This window comes from Dysgonomonadaceae bacterium zrk40 (assembly GCA_016916535.1).
Taxonomy (GTDB): Bacteria; Bacteroidota; Bacteroidia; order Bacteroidales; family Dysgonomonadaceae; genus Proteiniphilum.
The window spans coordinates 66,956-81,355 of the sequence record CP070277.1; the positions used below are offsets into that span (position 1 = coordinate 66,956).

The following is a 14,400-nucleotide window of genomic DNA, read 5'->3' on the forward strand; positions in this document are numbered from 1 at the left end:
GACAAAGGACAACCCCGCCTCTCAACAAAAGCGGTTTCCACCTTCGGTGGACCCTCCCCTTTTCTTTTCGGTTCGGGTCCAGCGCTTGCGCTCGGCCCTACGGGTGTCAGCCCTGCCCTTTCGGTTCTTTTATCGCCCCATACAAACCGCAAGGAAAACGAGAGGACGAACCGATGAACGCCTACACAACCGAAGTTCAGCAGCCGCAGAGCCCGACCGCGCACCTCCTCCAAGAAATCGCCCTCTTTGGCTACCGCCCGAACGGCGATGAGCACGACTACCGCCCTCTTCCCAACGCAGAGACTGTTGAGATCGGTGTCGCCGGCATATTCGAAAGCCTCGAAACCATGTTCACCAACACCCGGCTGGAAGACGAACTGTCCGAGGTGCTGTGGGCCGTCGCCAATGTGTTTCACCGCCGTCTGACCCGAGCGCAGAAGAAGCTCGATGACAATGAAGCCGAACAGCGAAGCTTGATCGCTGTGCAGGATGGCAGTGAGATCAGCAGCGTCGAACTGGAAAGGAAAGCTGCCGAAGGGGATACGCTGACTGAAATGCGCAATGCCTTCGAGGCGATGCGAGATCTTGCCGCGGATCACTATAGGGTAAGCGTCGGCTGTGAATGGCTACCGCGCACTGGTTCAAAGACCTCGTTCAATGGGCTTACCGCAGCGGTTATCGACAGTCGCGACTATCTCGCCAGGAAGCGCCACGAAGAGAAGGAAATCTATTGCCCGACCGGCACCAAGATCGCGTTCACGGGCGGCGCCGACTATCAGGACCACGAGACCATCTTCCATGCTCTCGACCAGACGCACAAAAAGTACCCGGATATGGTTCTGATCCACGGCGGTTCGCCCAAGGGGGCCGAGCTCATCGCCGCCAAATGGGCAGAACTTCGCAAGGTGGCGCAGGTGGTTTGCAAGCCCGACTGGACCGCGCACCGCAACAAGTCCGCGCCCTTCAAGCGCAACGACAAGATTGTCGAAATGATGCCCAAGGGGATGATCGTCACGCCCGGTAATGGCATCAACCAGAACCTGGCCGACAAGGCACGCAAGGCAGGTATTCCGCTCATGAAGGTCGGCTTCTAGGCCGATCTTCATCCCCTGAAGCAAAGGGCCAACGCCGAAGCGCCGGCCCTGGATTTGGCTGTCTAATCGCGCCAGAAGATCACTGACATGAGCTTGTCATCGATCTCGCCCGGATACTTGCCAAGATTTGCCCGCACAGTGCGTCCCGGCATATGCACCGACATCTGAAAGTACTCCTGACCCTGTTCGTTCTTACGCCGCCAAACTGCCCCGATCTCCACCTCCCGGTCTTTCGGGGTTTTGCCGTAAACGCGATATGCAGGTGAGCCTTCATTGTTGTTGTCAAGTTTGACGCCGCGAATGTCTTCGTCAAACTCAAGCGATGCGATATTGCCTTCGAATGTTTCCCGCGTTGCGTCAAACTGCACGTAGTTCAAGCGCTCCATATTCTTCATTTCTTGCTCCGTCGATTGCGTTGTTTTCAACGGTCCGCCATGGGCAAGGCATCCATTCCTTTTCCCTGGAAAACCAAGTTTTCCGGGGGCAAAGGAGGGAGGGCGCTGCCCGCCCGACGGCTTTTTCATTCACTGTCATGACACATCTGTTGAGGTGGTGCGGCCGCAGGCGAAGCCGAGGCACGGTTCAACAGATGTCATCTGCCTTGCAGATGCTTGGTCATTGACAGCGAAGGGAAAAGATGGCGGCGGACTTCGAGACAAAGCCGCAGCCAATTGGCCGCGACCTTATTGCTGGAAGCACTTTGCGCGCGCTTGTTTAAACCGCGGTCGCCGTATCAGACGTCGTCGCGATGTTTTGAGAAGAAAGAGGCAGGAATGCGACTGTTCGTGGATCATCGGTCAAGTCTGCTTCGAACGGGCCGCCTGGGAGTGACACGCGTAAATGCAGATATTCATTCCCATTCGCGTCGAAGCGTTTTCCGATGCCGCCGATCGCGACTTTTCGGCCGCGCGGTGAATACCCGAACATCTGGAAGTTATAAGGTCCCGACGGTTCGCCAATGATATGATACAGCGTACCGTTATGATGAATTTCACCCTCAAGGCCAGCTTCATTGGTAAAGCGAAGAAAATTGCGTGCTTGAGGCATGATGTCGTCCCGAATTTGATGCATTGCAGAGGTGTACTACACCCTTTAATCAATCGGCTAAATTGCGGAGTGTCAACGAATCCTGAGCATTTGATGACAGTTTTCACTAAGACTTTCGTATCAATTCTAACGGACGACGACGTGGGTGCCTACGCCTACACGATCATATAAATCAATGGCATCGCTGTTGAGCAGGCGGATGCAGCCACTCGAAACTGACTTTCCAATCGAAGACGGATCATTCGTGCCGTGAATACGATAGAGCGTGTCGGTGCCATCCTGGTAAAGGTATAGGGCGCGAGCGCCGAGCGGATTCGTCTCGCTGCCGGGCAGTCCCGTGGCTATAGGTGCGTTCACCTTTGGACGGTCGCGTATCATTGAGCTCGTTGGCGTCCAGGTCGGCCATTCGGCTTTCCTCCCAATGACAGCCTTTCCCGAAAAGTCATGGCCTTCTCTGCCGACTGCCACGTTGTAGGCCAGCGCCGTGTCGGCCTCCTGGACAAGATAGAGCTTGTGGTCATCCGGCTCTACGATGATTGTTCCGGGCGGTTCTGTTGTCTTGAAGCTAATCAGCGATGGCCCGCCGCCGCTTTTCTGCTGGTCGGCATCTATTGTCACTTCCGTCGAAGGATCCGCGACGCAACCGAGAAGAAGGAAGACTATGACTAGGGACGCCAGTGCTCCCGTAATCTGAATTGGTTTCGGCATTTCCAGCTGCATCGCCTGCATTGAGCGAAAAGGACGGCCATGGTGTTATCATGCGCGATCCCAATGACTAGTGTCACTAGCGTCATGAAGTCTGACAGCTTGGCCTTCGCCAGTCTAGGCGACGAGGTGGCGAAGCGCACCACTTTTCCAGGATTTTGAGGTCGGTCCAAGCGATATGTGAAAAGCCCCAAAAGCTCTCCCCACGCGAGAGAACGCGCCCGGCTGCGCGGGTGACGTGATGCCAGGCGGTCTGCTTCACGGCAGAGAATTATGGCGCATGTGCTACGAAGTCGCCCGAGCGTTAGTGTGGTGAAGGCCCTATGCTCACTCCGAATGGGCTCGATGCCCACCCGGCTAGCCCTCAGATCATAGATGCACTAATTTGCGTGTGGCTTTGGTCCAGAGCACATGGCGGTGCTCAGTTCGTCCACTCGAAATTTCTTAGCATCACTGCGAAGCCGATTAAAGGTAATCGTCATTTGCTACGGCGCCACCAGTCATCTCATCTGCCAGATATCTTGTGCTGGTTTGTACGATCTCCAACAATCCCGTGTGTCATTCCCAATAACCTCCCTTCTTCGAAATGTGCTCCAGACAGACTCGTGCGATTGCCAGCCGTAAAGAATGGGATTATTGTTAGAAAAAATAGTGAGTTACTGGAATTTTGTCGTTACGCTTCCGGTTGATCCGTGGTTAATTGATTTACGTGGCTCGACACTCGTTAGGCTGGCTGACCTAAACGGCATTCACTTCGTATTTTGCCCGGCGATGCGTTAATCTCTCGTTAACTAAAAATACCTTGCACGTTCGACGAATCGGTCCATACTAATAACGCTTTTTCATCAGTAACCGTATAAAAAGCGCTCTTAGAGAATTAACCGAGTCGATGGCAGTGATTCCTTGACGACACAGTCTGTTGCAAACACCGGCAAATCCGATTTTGCCGACGAGATCCTTGATCAGGGAAAGCTTATCTCGGATAAGCTCGACCTGCTGCGCATTGAGCAGTTCCCCCCGAATGCACAGAAGGGACTGCGGCTGTTTGGCATTGCCGAGGTTGCGGAGTTTCTCGGCGTCACCCAGAACCATATCAAGAAACTGCACTTAGAGGGCAAGGGCCCCTCCCCCGTCGTTTCAGCCTCCGGCCGCCGCTCGTATTCGGCCGAGCAAATCCTAGAGTTGCGCCGTTTTCTGGACAAGAATGGCCGCTCCGACAAGTTTTATGTGCCTCATCGTCGACCAGGTGACGATCTGCAAATTCTCTCCGTGGTCAATTTCAAGGGCGGCTCAGGCAAGACCACGACCACGGCTCACCTCGCCCAGTATCTGGCGCTGACCGGCCACCGCGTGCTGGCGATCGACCTCGACCCGCAGGCTTCGCTCACTGCGCTGCACGGTATCCAGCCGGAGCTCGACAACTCACCGTCTCTGTTCGAGGCGTTGCGTTATGATGACCAGATCAAGCCAATCAGCGAGATCATACGCCCGACCAACTTTCCCGGACTCGATATCGTACCGGCAAATCTCGAGCTGCAGGAATATGAATATGAGACACCGCTTGCCGCCACCGACCGGTCGTCTCAGGAAGGCCGACTTTTCTTCACCCGCCTCACCAGGGCGCTGAAGGAGGTTGAAGCCGATTATGATGTCGTGGTGATCGATTGCCCGCCACAACTGGGTTACCTCACCTTGACGGCGCTGACTGCGTCGACCTCAGTGCTGATTACCGTGCATCCGCAAATGCTCGATATTCTGTCAATGAGCCAGTTCCTGCTGATGCTGGGCGGCATTCTTGATTCAATTCGCGGCGTAGGTGCCAGCGTGAAGCTTAACTGGTTCCGCTACTTGGTGACCCGTTATGAGCCCACAGACGGACCGCAGGCACAGATGGTCGGCTTTATGCAAGCGATGTTCGGGAGCAGGATGCTCAAGAACCACATGGTCAAGTCCACAGCCATTTCCGATGCAGGTATTACCAAGCAGACGCTCTACGAGGTCGAGCGTGTACAGTTCACGCGAACGACCTATGACCGTGCGATCGGCTGCCTAAACGACGTCAATGGAGAGATTGCCGAACTCATCCACCAGGCATGGGGACGCAAGTGATGTTGCCAGCCGTACGAACAGAAGTTTTTTGTCGCATCTTCAAATACTTGTCACGCGATCGGGGGGACTGATATGGCACGCAAGCACCTTTTGAACCATGTCATAAGCCCGAAAGAGGCCAGCGATAAGCCTGAGGCTGGGCAAGACGGGCGCTCCGCATATGCCTTGCGCGGCGCATCGCGCTCGATGTTGCTATCGCTTGAGGAAATGGCGGAGAATTCGCTGCGTGTCCAGGACGGCGAGACAGTTGTCATGCTGGACCCGGACGATATCGATCCATCGCCCTATGTCGACCGCATCGAGGAAGATGGCGAAGCCTTGAATGTGCTGGTTGAAGCCATTCGCGAGGCTGGGCAGATTTCGCCGATCCTTGTGCGACCCAATCCGGACGTCGCCGGCCGCTTCATGCTCGTATATGGTCATCGCCGCACCCGGGCGGCAAAGATGCTTGGCATCAAGGTCCGTGCGATTATTCGCGACCTCGAGGAGCTTGCGCATGTGGTGGCCCAGGGACAGGAGAACACGGCGCGCGCGGACCTCTCCTTTATCGAAAAGGCGCTGTTTGCCAGCCGGCTGCAGCAATCCGGCATCGACAGGCAGGCCATCCGTCAGGCGCTCAGCATTGATAACGCCATGCTTTCGCGCATGCTTTCGATCGCGGAGGGCATCCCGACGGACATTCTCGAGCAGATCGGGGCGGCCAAAGGGATCGGCCGCGATCGTTGGGATGAGCTAAAACGTTTGCTGCTGCCGCCAGCAAAGCTGGAACAGGCGCGTCAGTTTGTGGGGGAGGGGCGTTTTCAGGAGCTCGGCTCACCGGAACGATGCCTGGCGCTGCTTGAGGAGCTGAAGCGCAAGGGAAGGCGGGCGAGGCTGAAGAATGTCAGCGAGAAGAAATGGTCGCTGGCTGACAATAAGATGAGCGTGACAACAAAGCACGCCACAAACGGTTTTTCTCTTTCACTCAAGGCTGCGGATGCGGATGCCTTTGGCACCTATCTTTCCGCCCAGTTAGAAGCGCTTTACGACGAATTTCAACGTCAGCAGAAGAAAGGATAACGCGCAAAAGAAAAAAGGCCCCCAAACGACGAGCGTCCGGAAGCCGATTTGTAACTAGCACCTACTGATTCGCATTTCCGACCGTTTCCGTCAAGAGGCTTTCCTGCATTCGATGTGGGGAGGGGCGGATTCTTTTGCCTTTTTAAGAGGTGAACCATGGACAATGCGATGACAACGACGCCCTTTGGGCGGCGGCCGATGTCGCTCGCGATGCTTTCAAGTCAGAAAGTGGCGCGGGAAGCCCCGAAGGGGGCTCGGCTCAATAAGTGGAAACTGTTCCATACTGTGCGCGAGGCGCGGGAAGCGCTGGGGGCGAGTGATCGCGGCCTTGCGATCCTGAACGCGCTTTTGACCTTCTATCCCGAGAACGAGCTTGCGGAGGAAACCGGCTTCGTGGTTTGGCCCTCCAATGAGCAGTTGATCGCGCGCGCCAACGGCATCTCGCCGGCGACGCTGCGCCGCCATCTGGCCGTCCTGGTCGAGTGCGGGTTGATCATCCGCCGCGACAGTCCGAACGGCAAGCGCTTCGCCAGGAAGGGCAGGGGAGGGCAGGTCGAGCAGGCCTATGGCTTCGACCTGTCGCCGCTTGTCGCCAGGGCGACCGAGTTCGAGGCGATGGCCGCACGGATCGCCGAGGAGCGTCTGGCGCTGAAATGCGCCCGGGAACGGCTGACATTGCTGCGCCGTGACATCGTCAAGATGATCGAGGCCGGGCTCGATGAGGGTGTTCCGGGCGAATGGGCGAAGATGACGCGCATTTATCGAGAGATCATTGACCGGCTTCCGCGCCGCCCCGACCTGGCGATCGCCGAGGATATTTGCGATGCTCTGGCCCTGCTGCACGAGGAAGTGCGTGAGACATTGGAATTTCACGTAAATCCGCAAAAAAAGAACGCCAATGAGTCTCATTCTGAGCGTCACAAACAGAATTCAAACCCAGAATCCCAATTTGAATCTAAATATGGCTTAGGAAATAGACCAGAAGCGAGTGGCAGCGCCGACGAAACCGACAACCTGCACAGCCTGCCGAAGCGGGAAATGCCATTGGCACTGGTGCTGGACGCCTGCGAAGGCTGGCGGGATCTGGCAAAGGGCGGCTCGATCCGTAACTGGCGGGAGTTTTTGGGTGTCGCCGAGATCGCCCGGCCGATGCTGGGCGTCAGTCCCAGCGCCTGGCGGGAGGCGGCCGAAATCATGGGCGACAAACAGGCCGCGATCACCCTTGCCGCCATCTACCAGCGCGGCGAAGCCGTCGTCAGCCCCGGCGGCTATCTGCGCAACCTGACGGACCGCGCCCGCGACGGCCAGTTCTCCGTCTGGCCGATGGTCATGGCGCTGCTCAGGGCACGGATCGAGGCTGGAAACAACGAGCCGCCGCCAAAACCCGATGCCGACGGGAGAGGGGAGGACCGCCGCGATGATGGTCTTTCCGTCTCGCCCGCCCTGGCACGCTCGCTGAAAAAGCCGGGGAGATGACTTGGAGCGCAGGCGTCATCACGGAACCTGCCGCATTGGTGAGAAAAGCCGATGTCCGGACATAGGAGATACGGATAATTCATTATTTGCCGGCACCTCCAGAGGAAGCGTTACCGTTGCGTTGAGGAGAGAAATTGACTATATATCCCAAAGTATCTATATCATTTAGGATATTAAATGACGAAATGGAAGGTCGCGTTTCATCACCGCTTCAAAGGCGAGATCACAGATCTTCCAGCAGATGTTCGGGTCGAATTGCTCGCGCATCTGGTGCTGCTTCGCGAAAAGGGATTTCGACTGGGACGGCCTGAGGTCGACACACTCGAAGGCTCCAAACACGCGAACATGAAGGAACTGCGCGTCAAGGTGTTGAAGGTGCAATGGCGGTTCGCGTTTGCCTTCGATCCGGAGCGAAAGGCTATAGTCCTTTGCGGCGGTGCAAAGAGCGGTGTGAGCCAGAGACTCTTTTACAAGCGCCTGATTGATCTGGCGGACAAACGGTACGATGAGCATTTGAGCGAGTTGGAGAAGAAACATGGATGATCTCGATAAGCTGATGCAGACGCTTCCTGAAGAAGAACGAGGCGCTATTGAAAAGCGTGCCGGCGAGCTTGTTGCGGCCTACAATCTGCGGGAACTGCGCGTACTTGCCGGACGGACGCAGGAGGATGTGTCCGTTGGAACAGGTATCAAGCAGAACAATGTTTCGAGACTGGAGAAGCGGGCCGACATGAAACTGTCGACGCTTCGCGATTATGTTGAATCCCTTGGCGGCACGTTGAAGATCGTCGCGGATGTCGCGGGCAAGAAAGTTGATCTGTCGAGCATTGCGGAGCGCTCCCGACACGGCCCAAAGCTCTGAAAGAGCCACGGCAGGGGAGGGGCTTCTAAAGCCCCGCGGCCTTTGTGAGATTGACCCTGAACCGGTCACGCCTGCGCTGGTATCGCCTTGTCATTTCGGCGGACGTGTGACCGAGTTGCTTTTGCACATAGCGCTCGTCAACTTCGGCCGAGGAGGCGAGGCCGGCGCGCAGCGAATGGCCGGAGAACAGTTTGACCCGTTCGGCCTCGGGCAGCTCCCCGCGAATGCCGGCGGCAAGCACCGTCTTCTTGATGAGGCGGGCAATTTCCTGGTCCTTCAGCCGTTCGGGGCCGACGACCTTGCCTTTGCCGGTGACACGGCGGAACAGCGGGCCATGGCCGATCCTGCCGAGTTTCAGCCAGGTTTCGACGGCGGCGACCGGGCAGGTGAGATCGGAGGAGCCGCGGCCGATTTCGACCTCCCGCCAGCCAGTTTTTCCGCGCAGCGTCACCAGCAGGCCCTTGTCGAAGATTTCGATCCAACCGTTTCCGTCCTCGCTCTGGTCGCGACCGCAATCGAGCGCGACGATTTCCGAGCGACGCAATCCTCCGGCAAAGCCGATCAGCAGCATGGCGCGATCGCGCAGACCCCGGAGCGTTCCGCGGTCGAGCGTTTCCAGCATGGCAATCAGCTCCTCCGGCAGGATCGCCTCCTTCTGGCGGGGCGGGGTTGCATGGCGATTGCGGATCCCGGCAAGCACCGTGGCAATATGGCGGTCGCGGCGATCAAGGTGAAGACCGCGCTGCATATAGTTCCACGTGATCGCCGAAAGCCGCCGTTCGATGGTGGAAACCGCGCTCGGCTTTGTCCGTGGCGCGGCTTCGCCTGCGGCAAGCGCCGTAATGTAGAGCCCGACGATTTGCGGATCGGGGGGCAGGGGCGCAAGCCCCTTGCGCCGGCACCAGCTTGAAAAATGCTCCCAGTCGGCGGCATAGGCGCGCCGCGTATTGGCCGCGCTCGAGGCGTCGACGTAACCGCGGGCGCGTTCGACCAGCGGCGCGAGATGCCCCGTCACCGCGCCCGACGCCCCGGACGGCTGCAATTCATAAGCGGCGCTCGTGCCGCGAGACGGGCTGTCGTGCGGATCGTCGTCGTTTTCGGGCATTGAGGGCCTCAAAATGGGGTTTTTCATTTATAATGAGCATTATGAACGATAATGCAAGATTATCAATCATAATACACAAAAGACAGGCTGTGCGGTTATGTCGATTATTATGGCATTAACTGCTCGTTTCGGTTAGCGTTGGCGTCATGGATTCGTACGCCGAAACACCCGCCAGAACCGCCGCGCCTTTGCCAGCTTGGACCCGCCCGCGCGGGAGCGATATCACCGAAAGCGATGCCGCCTTCTCGGCCGGTATCGCCCTGAAATCCCTTGATGATCTCGTCCGCTCTGAACCGCCTTGGGCCGGCTGCTGGCGCGAACGGCAGGCCCTGAAATGCGCCGCCGCCGCCGTCCGTCTCAGCGGTCGCAACGAGGACGAGGCGGCGCTGCGCGACGCCGTCCTGCTCACCGCCGCCGGCGACGATCCAGGCCCCGCTGGCAGGATGGTTTTGGCTCACAAAAGGCTTGCCGCCCGAAAACCCGGTTTTTCTGAGAAACAGGTGGGGGATCTCGCCGATCTGATGGGGCTCGCCTTCAACGACCACCTTGCCGCCGTACCGGAGCTGGCCGATACCGCGCTCCAGTCCGGCCGCGCGGTTCCCTTCGTAATCGCCGACCTCATCACCGCGATCCTCGCCATCCGTCCGGATGCCGAGCCATTGGCCTGGGCGATGGCCGACATGATGATCGCAACCCTGCTGAAGTGGGACCGTCCCGTGCCGCTGTTGATGGCCGAGCGCTACGGCCCGGCGTTTCGAACTATCGGCGGCAGGGGGCGTGTGCGGCCGGGCGAGCCGGCTTTCGCACGCGCGGTCTGCTTGGCACTCTCTGACGGGGCAGGGGACGCATTGCGGACAGCAGACACGATTGCACGTCGGGCGGATGTTCTTGTGACCGTCGCGCCGAAGGTGCGGACCAAGGGCGCGGGCCCGGTCATTCAGAAACTGCTGGACGAGGACGCTATCCCGGCCAGCGCGCCCGGCAGCAATCTTTCCCGCTGGGCCGCCTCGCGCCTGTTCGAACGGCTCGAAAGTTTCGGCGCCGTGCGCGAATTGTCGGGCCGTTCTTCCTTCCGGATTTACGGGTTGTGACCATGACCGGAGCAGCAGATAACAGGCCGTCCCGCCGCAAGAAAGCGAATGCCGCAGACGAAAAGGCGGGAGGCGAACGCCTCTTCGACCGGGAGCTCGAGGCCTTGCCGCCCGATCTGCGCTGGCGCGAATGGATGCTGCGGGTGGAGGCTGTGATCTTCGCCGCCGCCGAACCGGTCACCCGCGAAACGCTCGCCCGCGTCGTCGGCAAGGCCTGCAGCATCGATCTTCTGATCGACGATCTCCGCGAAGAACTCACCGGCCGGCCCTACGAGATCGTCCCGGTCGCCGGCGGCTGGCAGCACCGCAGCCGCCCGGCCTATGCCGACGCCATCCGCGCTTCGGCCGCCCCGACGCGCGGCGGAGGCGCTGCACTCTCCGAATTCGAATCCATGGTGCTGATGGCCATCGGCTATTTCCAGCCCATCACCCGCGCCGAACTCGGCAAGATTTTCGGCAAGGAGGTCAGCCGCGACACGATCGCCTCGCTCCGCAACGCCGCCCTCATCGCCTCCGGCCCCCGCAGCCCGACACCCGGCGCGCCCTATACCTATGTGACGACGAAGCACTTCCTCTCCGCATTCGGGATGGAGACGTTGCGTGACCTCCCAGACATCGAGGCGCTTGAGGATGCGGGGTTGCTCAGCAGAGCCGCTGTGCAGGAGGAGGCGATGGGGGCCGTCGTCGAGGGCGAGGAGGAATGAGGGCGCGGGACGCGCGGGAGGATCGCACCACGGCAATGTGCCAATCGATCAAGGCAGGACGAACACCTGAACACGGCCAACGTATAGACGTCGACTTCCCGGAGAGCAGGTCATAAGAAATAGCCAGGCGGACTTTTCGGTGTCCGATGAAAAGCAAAACAGTCGGGACATTTCGATGCCGGAGAATTCCGAAACTGGCACCGTAAACTTAACACCCGATAGGCTCTGGTTTGCCCGGTTGCTCGACTTGTCGACTAAATCCGAGCGATTTCCGCCCATATGCTCATGGCTGAGGCGCGCAGTTCGCGATGGTGGCTGGTGGAAATGTCGTGGCGAGGGATGTGGAAGAGGTTGGCGATCGGATCGTGAATGGAAACGAAGCGTTGGAGATGTCGCTTTGACTTGAAGCGCTTCATGATCCGCTCTCGCCGTCGGACTGGCTGGTGGGAATTCTCCGCCCGATTGTTCAGGCCCTTATGCGAGCGGTGCTCGACGCCGTGCATGATTTTCTGCTTTGCGGCTGCATAGGAGCGAAGCTTGTCGGTGATCATCACGCGCGGCGATCGTCCCTGGCCTTTCAAAAGCTTGCGCATCAGGCGCTTGGCCGCCTTGGTGTCGCGGCGGCTTTGCACCAGGACCTCCAGGACGAAACCGTCCTGATCCACGGCGCGCCATAGCCAATGCTTCTTGCCCCGGATCGAGATAACGGCCTCATCTAGGTGCCACTTATCACCAAGCCGCCCGGATGACCGGCGACGGATCTCGTTGGCGAAGGTCCGGCCAAACTTCTCCGCCCACAGTCTGTCGGTCTGATGCGAGACAATGATGCCACGCGCCGCCAACAAATCCTCTACCATCCGCAGGCTCAGGGGAAAGCGGAAATAGAGCCACACCGCATGGGCGATGATTTCGGGTGGAAAACGATGGCGGCGGTAAAGAGGATCTCGGTCAGTCATGGCCGAGCATCCCACATTCAGGTCCAAGCTTCGTTAAGTTGGCGATGCCCTATATCGATATGGCTTTCGCCGCGGCTGCATCGGGCCGCCCAGGCCCGGCCGTCCTGATCGTCCCGATCGGCATATTCGTGGAAACAGCAACGAGCCGCAACGATGCCCGGACGGCGTCTCTCGGCACATTTCCACTCGATCGCAGCCGCCCGGACCCGGAACGAGTTGCCCAGACCGCCAAATTGCTGGCGTCGGCGGAGCGTCCGCTGATAATCGCGGGTGGCGGCGTGCATGTATCTGGCGCGGCCGAAGAACTCGCCGCCCTCCAGGAGTCATTCGGCCTGCCGGTGGCGACGACCGTTATGGGCAAGGGTGCGGTGGACGAAAACTACCCGCTTTCGGCCGGCATCTTCGGCTATTTCATGACCAATCGCAGTCGTGCCAAGCATCTGCGACCGATGGTGGCTTCAATCAGTGCCTTTTCTACTTTTTCCGGATTCTTGTGGCTCGCGCTTTTCAAGCGTCGCTCGATAGCATTCGTTCGCGCCGGTGATGATTCGCAGAACGGCCGGCGCCGTCACACGCTGCTCAGAAGCAGGCTGGTCTCGCTGTTGGATACGCCTTCGATCATCCGGACCTCGCGCAGGACCCTGTCGAATTCCGACAGCGTCGATGTGCGGATATTGGCGACGAGGTCCCAGTTGCCATTGGTCGTGTGCAGCGAATAGACCTCCGGCAGGCCGCGCAACTTGCGAATGACCTGGGTGGTCGATTTGCCGACGACCTCGATCATCATCACCGCATGAACCCGATCATCCTCGTAATCCTCGCGCACCCGCACGGTAAAGCCCATCAGGGTTCCGGTATCGATCAGCCGGTCGAGGCGTTTCTGCACCGTGCCGCGGGCAATCCCCAGCGTGTCGGAGAGCTTGGAAAGCGAGGCCCGGCCATCGCTGCGCAGATGCGAAATAATGTCCCTGTCAAGGCGATCGGGAACGTATTTGGCTATGGTATTGTCGCGTTCATTGTTCAAATTGATCAATCCATTTGTTCAAATAGACTAAATATGCAACAAATTTAGTACAGTTTTGCGCTTTTCGCTAGCATTCAAATCGGCATAGCTTTCCTGAGAGGATCAAAACGAAAAGAGGTTGAAATGCCGTCACCTTCCACCAAAGCCTATGTGCCCTTCGTCAGCGTCGAGAACATGATGCGGCTGGTGCACAATGTCGGCATCGAGACGATGATGATCGAACTCGTCGAAGCGCTTGAAGAGGATTTCCGGCGCTGGGACCAGTTCGACAAGACGCCGCGCGTGGCCGCCCACTCCGCCGATGGCGTGATCGAGCTGATGCCGACCTCCGATGGCGGTCATTACGGCTTCAAATATGTCAACGGCCATCCCAGGAACAAGCTGACGGGGCACCAGACGGTCACGGCGTTCGGGCTGCTGGCCGATGTCGCCACCGGCTATCCGGTCCTTCTGAGCGAGATGACACTGCTGACGGCTATCCGGACAGCGGCAACGTCGGCGATGGTTGCCCGCCATCTGGCGCCGAAGAATGCCGGAACGATGGCGATGATCGGCAATGGCGCGCAGGCGGAGTTCCAGGCGCTGGCGATGAAGGCCGTCGTCGGCATCAGGGCGGTGCGGCTCTATGACATCGACCCGGCCGCAACAGAGAAGGCCTGCCGCAATCTGGAAGGCAGCGGGCTGTCGGTGAAGGCCTGCCGCTCGTCGGAGGAGGCGCTGGAGGGCGCCGAGATCGTCACCACCTGCACGGCCGACAAGCAGTATGCCACGATCCTGACGGACAACATGGTCGGGGCGGGCATCCACATCAACGCCATCGGCGGCGATTGCCCCGGCAAGACCGAACTGCATCCCGATATCCTGAAGCGTGCGACCACCTTCGTGGAGTATCCGCCGCAAACGCGTATCGAGGGCGAAATCCAGCAGATGGGCGAAGACTACGCGGTGACCGAATTCTGGCGGGTGCTCGAGGGAAGCCAGGCCGGGCGCACCGACGAACGCCAGATCACGCTGTTCGACAGCGTCGGTTTCGCGATCGAGGATTTCACCGCGCTGCGCTATGTCGCCGAGCGGATCAAAGGCACCGAACTCTACGACAACCTCGACATGATCGCCGATCCGGACGACACGCGCGATCTCTTCGGTATGCTGCAGCGGGCGGTGTGAA

The 14,400-nt window shown here is 58.9% G+C and carries 15 protein-coding genes and 1 pseudogene; 10 read left to right on the top strand and 6 right to left on the bottom strand.

The features are described from left to right. Positions 1–173 precede the first annotated feature (173 nt). Positions 174–1,094, top strand: coding sequence for a DUF2493 domain-containing protein (locus tag JS578_13075; protein QRX65154.1), 921 nt, complete (start codon positions 174–176; stop codon positions 1,092–1,094). A gap of 62 nt (positions 1,095–1,156) precedes the next feature. Here the strand turns inward: JS578_13075 and JS578_13080 are convergent, their stop codons facing one another. The 3 genes from JS578_13080 to JS578_13090 form a co-directional block, all read right to left on the bottom strand. Continuing rightward, positions 1,157–1,489: a DUF736 family protein gene (locus tag JS578_13080; GenBank protein ID QRX65173.1), complete on the bottom strand. Its 333-nt coding sequence runs from the start codon at positions 1,487–1,489 to the stop codon at positions 1,157–1,159. 319 nt (positions 1,490–1,808) lie between these two features. Continuing rightward, positions 1,809–2,165 carry a hypothetical protein gene (locus JS578_13085; protein ID QRX65155.1) on the bottom strand — a complete coding sequence of 119 codons (357 nt, stop codon included), beginning with the start codon at positions 2,163–2,165 and terminating at the stop codon, positions 1,809–1,811. 102 nt (positions 2,166–2,267) lie between these two features. Continuing rightward, complete coding sequence (locus JS578_13090) at positions 2,268–2,849, bottom strand: L,D-transpeptidase (protein ID QRX65174.1); 582 nt, start codon at positions 2,847–2,849, stop codon at positions 2,268–2,270. A 900-nt stretch (positions 2,850–3,749) separates the two neighbouring features. Between JS578_13090 and repA the strand changes: the two genes are divergently transcribed. The 5 genes from repA (at position 3,750) to JS578_13115 (ending at position 8,352) form a co-directional block, all read left to right on the top strand. Beyond that, positions 3,750–4,955, top strand: coding sequence for a plasmid partitioning protein RepA (repA, locus tag JS578_13095; GenBank protein QRX65156.1), 1,206 nt, complete (start codon positions 3,750–3,752; stop codon positions 4,953–4,955). 72 nt (positions 4,956–5,027) lie between these two features. After that, the gene (gene repB / locus JS578_13100) at positions 5,028–6,014 is read left to right on the top strand and encodes a plasmid partitioning protein RepB (protein ID QRX65157.1); all 987 of its coding nucleotides are present in this window, start codon (positions 5,028–5,030) and stop codon (positions 6,012–6,014) included. 156 nt (positions 6,015–6,170) lie between these two features. Continuing rightward, positions 6,171–7,490: a replication initiation protein RepC gene (locus JS578_13105; GenBank protein QRX65158.1), complete on the top strand. Its 1,320-nt coding sequence runs from the start codon at positions 6,171–6,173 to the stop codon at positions 7,488–7,490. Between the two features lie 177 nt (positions 7,491–7,667). Then, positions 7,668–8,033, top strand: a complete 366-nt coding sequence (locus tag JS578_13110; protein QRX65159.1) for a type II toxin-antitoxin system RelE/ParE family toxin — start codon at positions 7,668–7,670, stop codon at positions 8,031–8,033. Next, positions 8,026–8,352 (top strand): helix-turn-helix transcriptional regulator, encoded by a 327-nt coding sequence (locus JS578_13115; GenBank protein ID QRX65160.1) that lies wholly within the window; start codon positions 8,026–8,028, stop codon positions 8,350–8,352. The genes JS578_13110 and JS578_13115 overlap by 8 nt, the downstream gene beginning before the upstream one ends. A gap of 25 nt (positions 8,353–8,377) precedes the next feature. Here the strand turns inward: JS578_13115 and JS578_13120 are convergent, their stop codons facing one another. Continuing rightward, positions 8,378–9,457, bottom strand: coding sequence for a site-specific integrase (locus tag JS578_13120; GenBank protein QRX65161.1), 1,080 nt, complete (start codon positions 9,455–9,457; stop codon positions 8,378–8,380). Positions 9,458–9,603: 146 nt separating this feature from the next. Between JS578_13120 and JS578_13125 the strand changes: the two genes are divergently transcribed. Beyond that, positions 9,604–10,548, top strand: a complete 945-nt coding sequence (locus JS578_13125; protein QRX65162.1) for a DUF1403 family protein — start codon at positions 9,604–9,606, stop codon at positions 10,546–10,548. A 2-nt stretch (positions 10,549–10,550) separates the two neighbouring features. Beyond that, a complete protein-coding gene (locus tag JS578_13130; protein ID QRX65163.1) occupies positions 10,551–11,252 on the top strand; it encodes an SMC-Scp complex subunit ScpB in 702 nt (233 codons plus the stop codon). Positions 11,253–11,506: 254 nt separating this feature from the next. Here JS578_13130 and JS578_13135 read toward each other — a convergent pair whose 3' ends face one another. After that, positions 11,507–12,208 (bottom strand): IS6 family transposase, encoded by a 702-nt coding sequence (locus JS578_13135; protein QRX65175.1) that lies wholly within the window; start codon positions 12,206–12,208, stop codon positions 11,507–11,509. A gap of 44 nt (positions 12,209–12,252) precedes the next feature. Between JS578_13135 and JS578_13140 the strand changes: the two are divergent. Continuing rightward, positions 12,253–12,663, top strand: a pseudogene (locus tag JS578_13140) (hypothetical protein). Positions 12,664–12,776: 113 nt separating this feature from the next. Here the strand turns inward: JS578_13140 and JS578_13145 are convergent. Beyond that, positions 12,777–13,232 carry an Lrp/AsnC family transcriptional regulator gene (locus JS578_13145; protein ID QRX65164.1) on the bottom strand — a complete coding sequence of 152 codons (456 nt, stop codon included), beginning with the start codon at positions 13,230–13,232 and terminating at the stop codon, positions 12,777–12,779. Positions 13,233–13,355: 123 nt separating this feature from the next. Here JS578_13145 and JS578_13150 point away from each other — a divergent pair, with 123 nt between their 5' ends. Next, on the top strand, positions 13,356–14,399 hold the full coding sequence (locus tag JS578_13150; GenBank protein ID QRX65165.1) for an ornithine cyclodeaminase: 1,044 nt from the start codon (positions 13,356–13,358) through the stop codon (positions 14,397–14,399). The last annotated feature ends 1 nt before the right edge of the window (position 14,400 follow it).

Bases quoted from the DNA above. Each gene is read 5' to 3' on its own strand.
- JS578_13150 (QRX65165.1), top strand. From the start codon at position 13,356: ATGCCGTCACCTTCCACCAAAGCCTATGTGCCCTTCGTCAGCGTCGAG.
- JS578_13085 (QRX65155.1), bottom strand. From the start codon at position 2,165: ATGCATCAAATTCGGGACGACATCATGCCTCAAGCACGCAATTTTCTT.
- JS578_13115 (QRX65160.1), top strand. From the start codon at position 8,026: ATGGATGATCTCGATAAGCTGATGCAGACGCTTCCTGAAGAAGAACGA.
- JS578_13080 (QRX65173.1), bottom strand. From the start codon at position 1,489: ATGAAGAATATGGAGCGCTTGAACTACGTGCAGTTTGACGCAACGCGG.
- JS578_13090 (QRX65174.1), bottom strand. From the start codon at position 2,849: ATGCCGAAACCAATTCAGATTACGGGAGCACTGGCGTCCCTAGTCATA.
- JS578_13110 (QRX65159.1), top strand. From the start codon at position 7,668: ATGACGAAATGGAAGGTCGCGTTTCATCACCGCTTCAAAGGCGAGATC.
- JS578_13075 (QRX65154.1), top strand. From the start codon at position 174: ATGAACGCCTACACAACCGAAGTTCAGCAGCCGCAGAGCCCGACCGCG.
- JS578_13125 (QRX65162.1), top strand. From the start codon at position 9,604: ATGGATTCGTACGCCGAAACACCCGCCAGAACCGCCGCGCCTTTGCCA.
- JS578_13135 (QRX65175.1), bottom strand. From the start codon at position 12,208: ATGACTGACCGAGATCCTCTTTACCGCCGCCATCGTTTTCCACCCGAA.
- repB (QRX65157.1), top strand. From the start codon at position 5,028: ATGGCACGCAAGCACCTTTTGAACCATGTCATAAGCCCGAAAGAGGCC.
- JS578_13105 (QRX65158.1), top strand. From the start codon at position 6,171: ATGGACAATGCGATGACAACGACGCCCTTTGGGCGGCGGCCGATGTCG.
- JS578_13130 (QRX65163.1), top strand. From the start codon at position 10,551: ATGACCGGAGCAGCAGATAACAGGCCGTCCCGCCGCAAGAAAGCGAAT.
- JS578_13120 (QRX65161.1), bottom strand. From the start codon at position 9,457: ATGCCCGAAAACGACGACGATCCGCACGACAGCCCGTCTCGCGGCACG.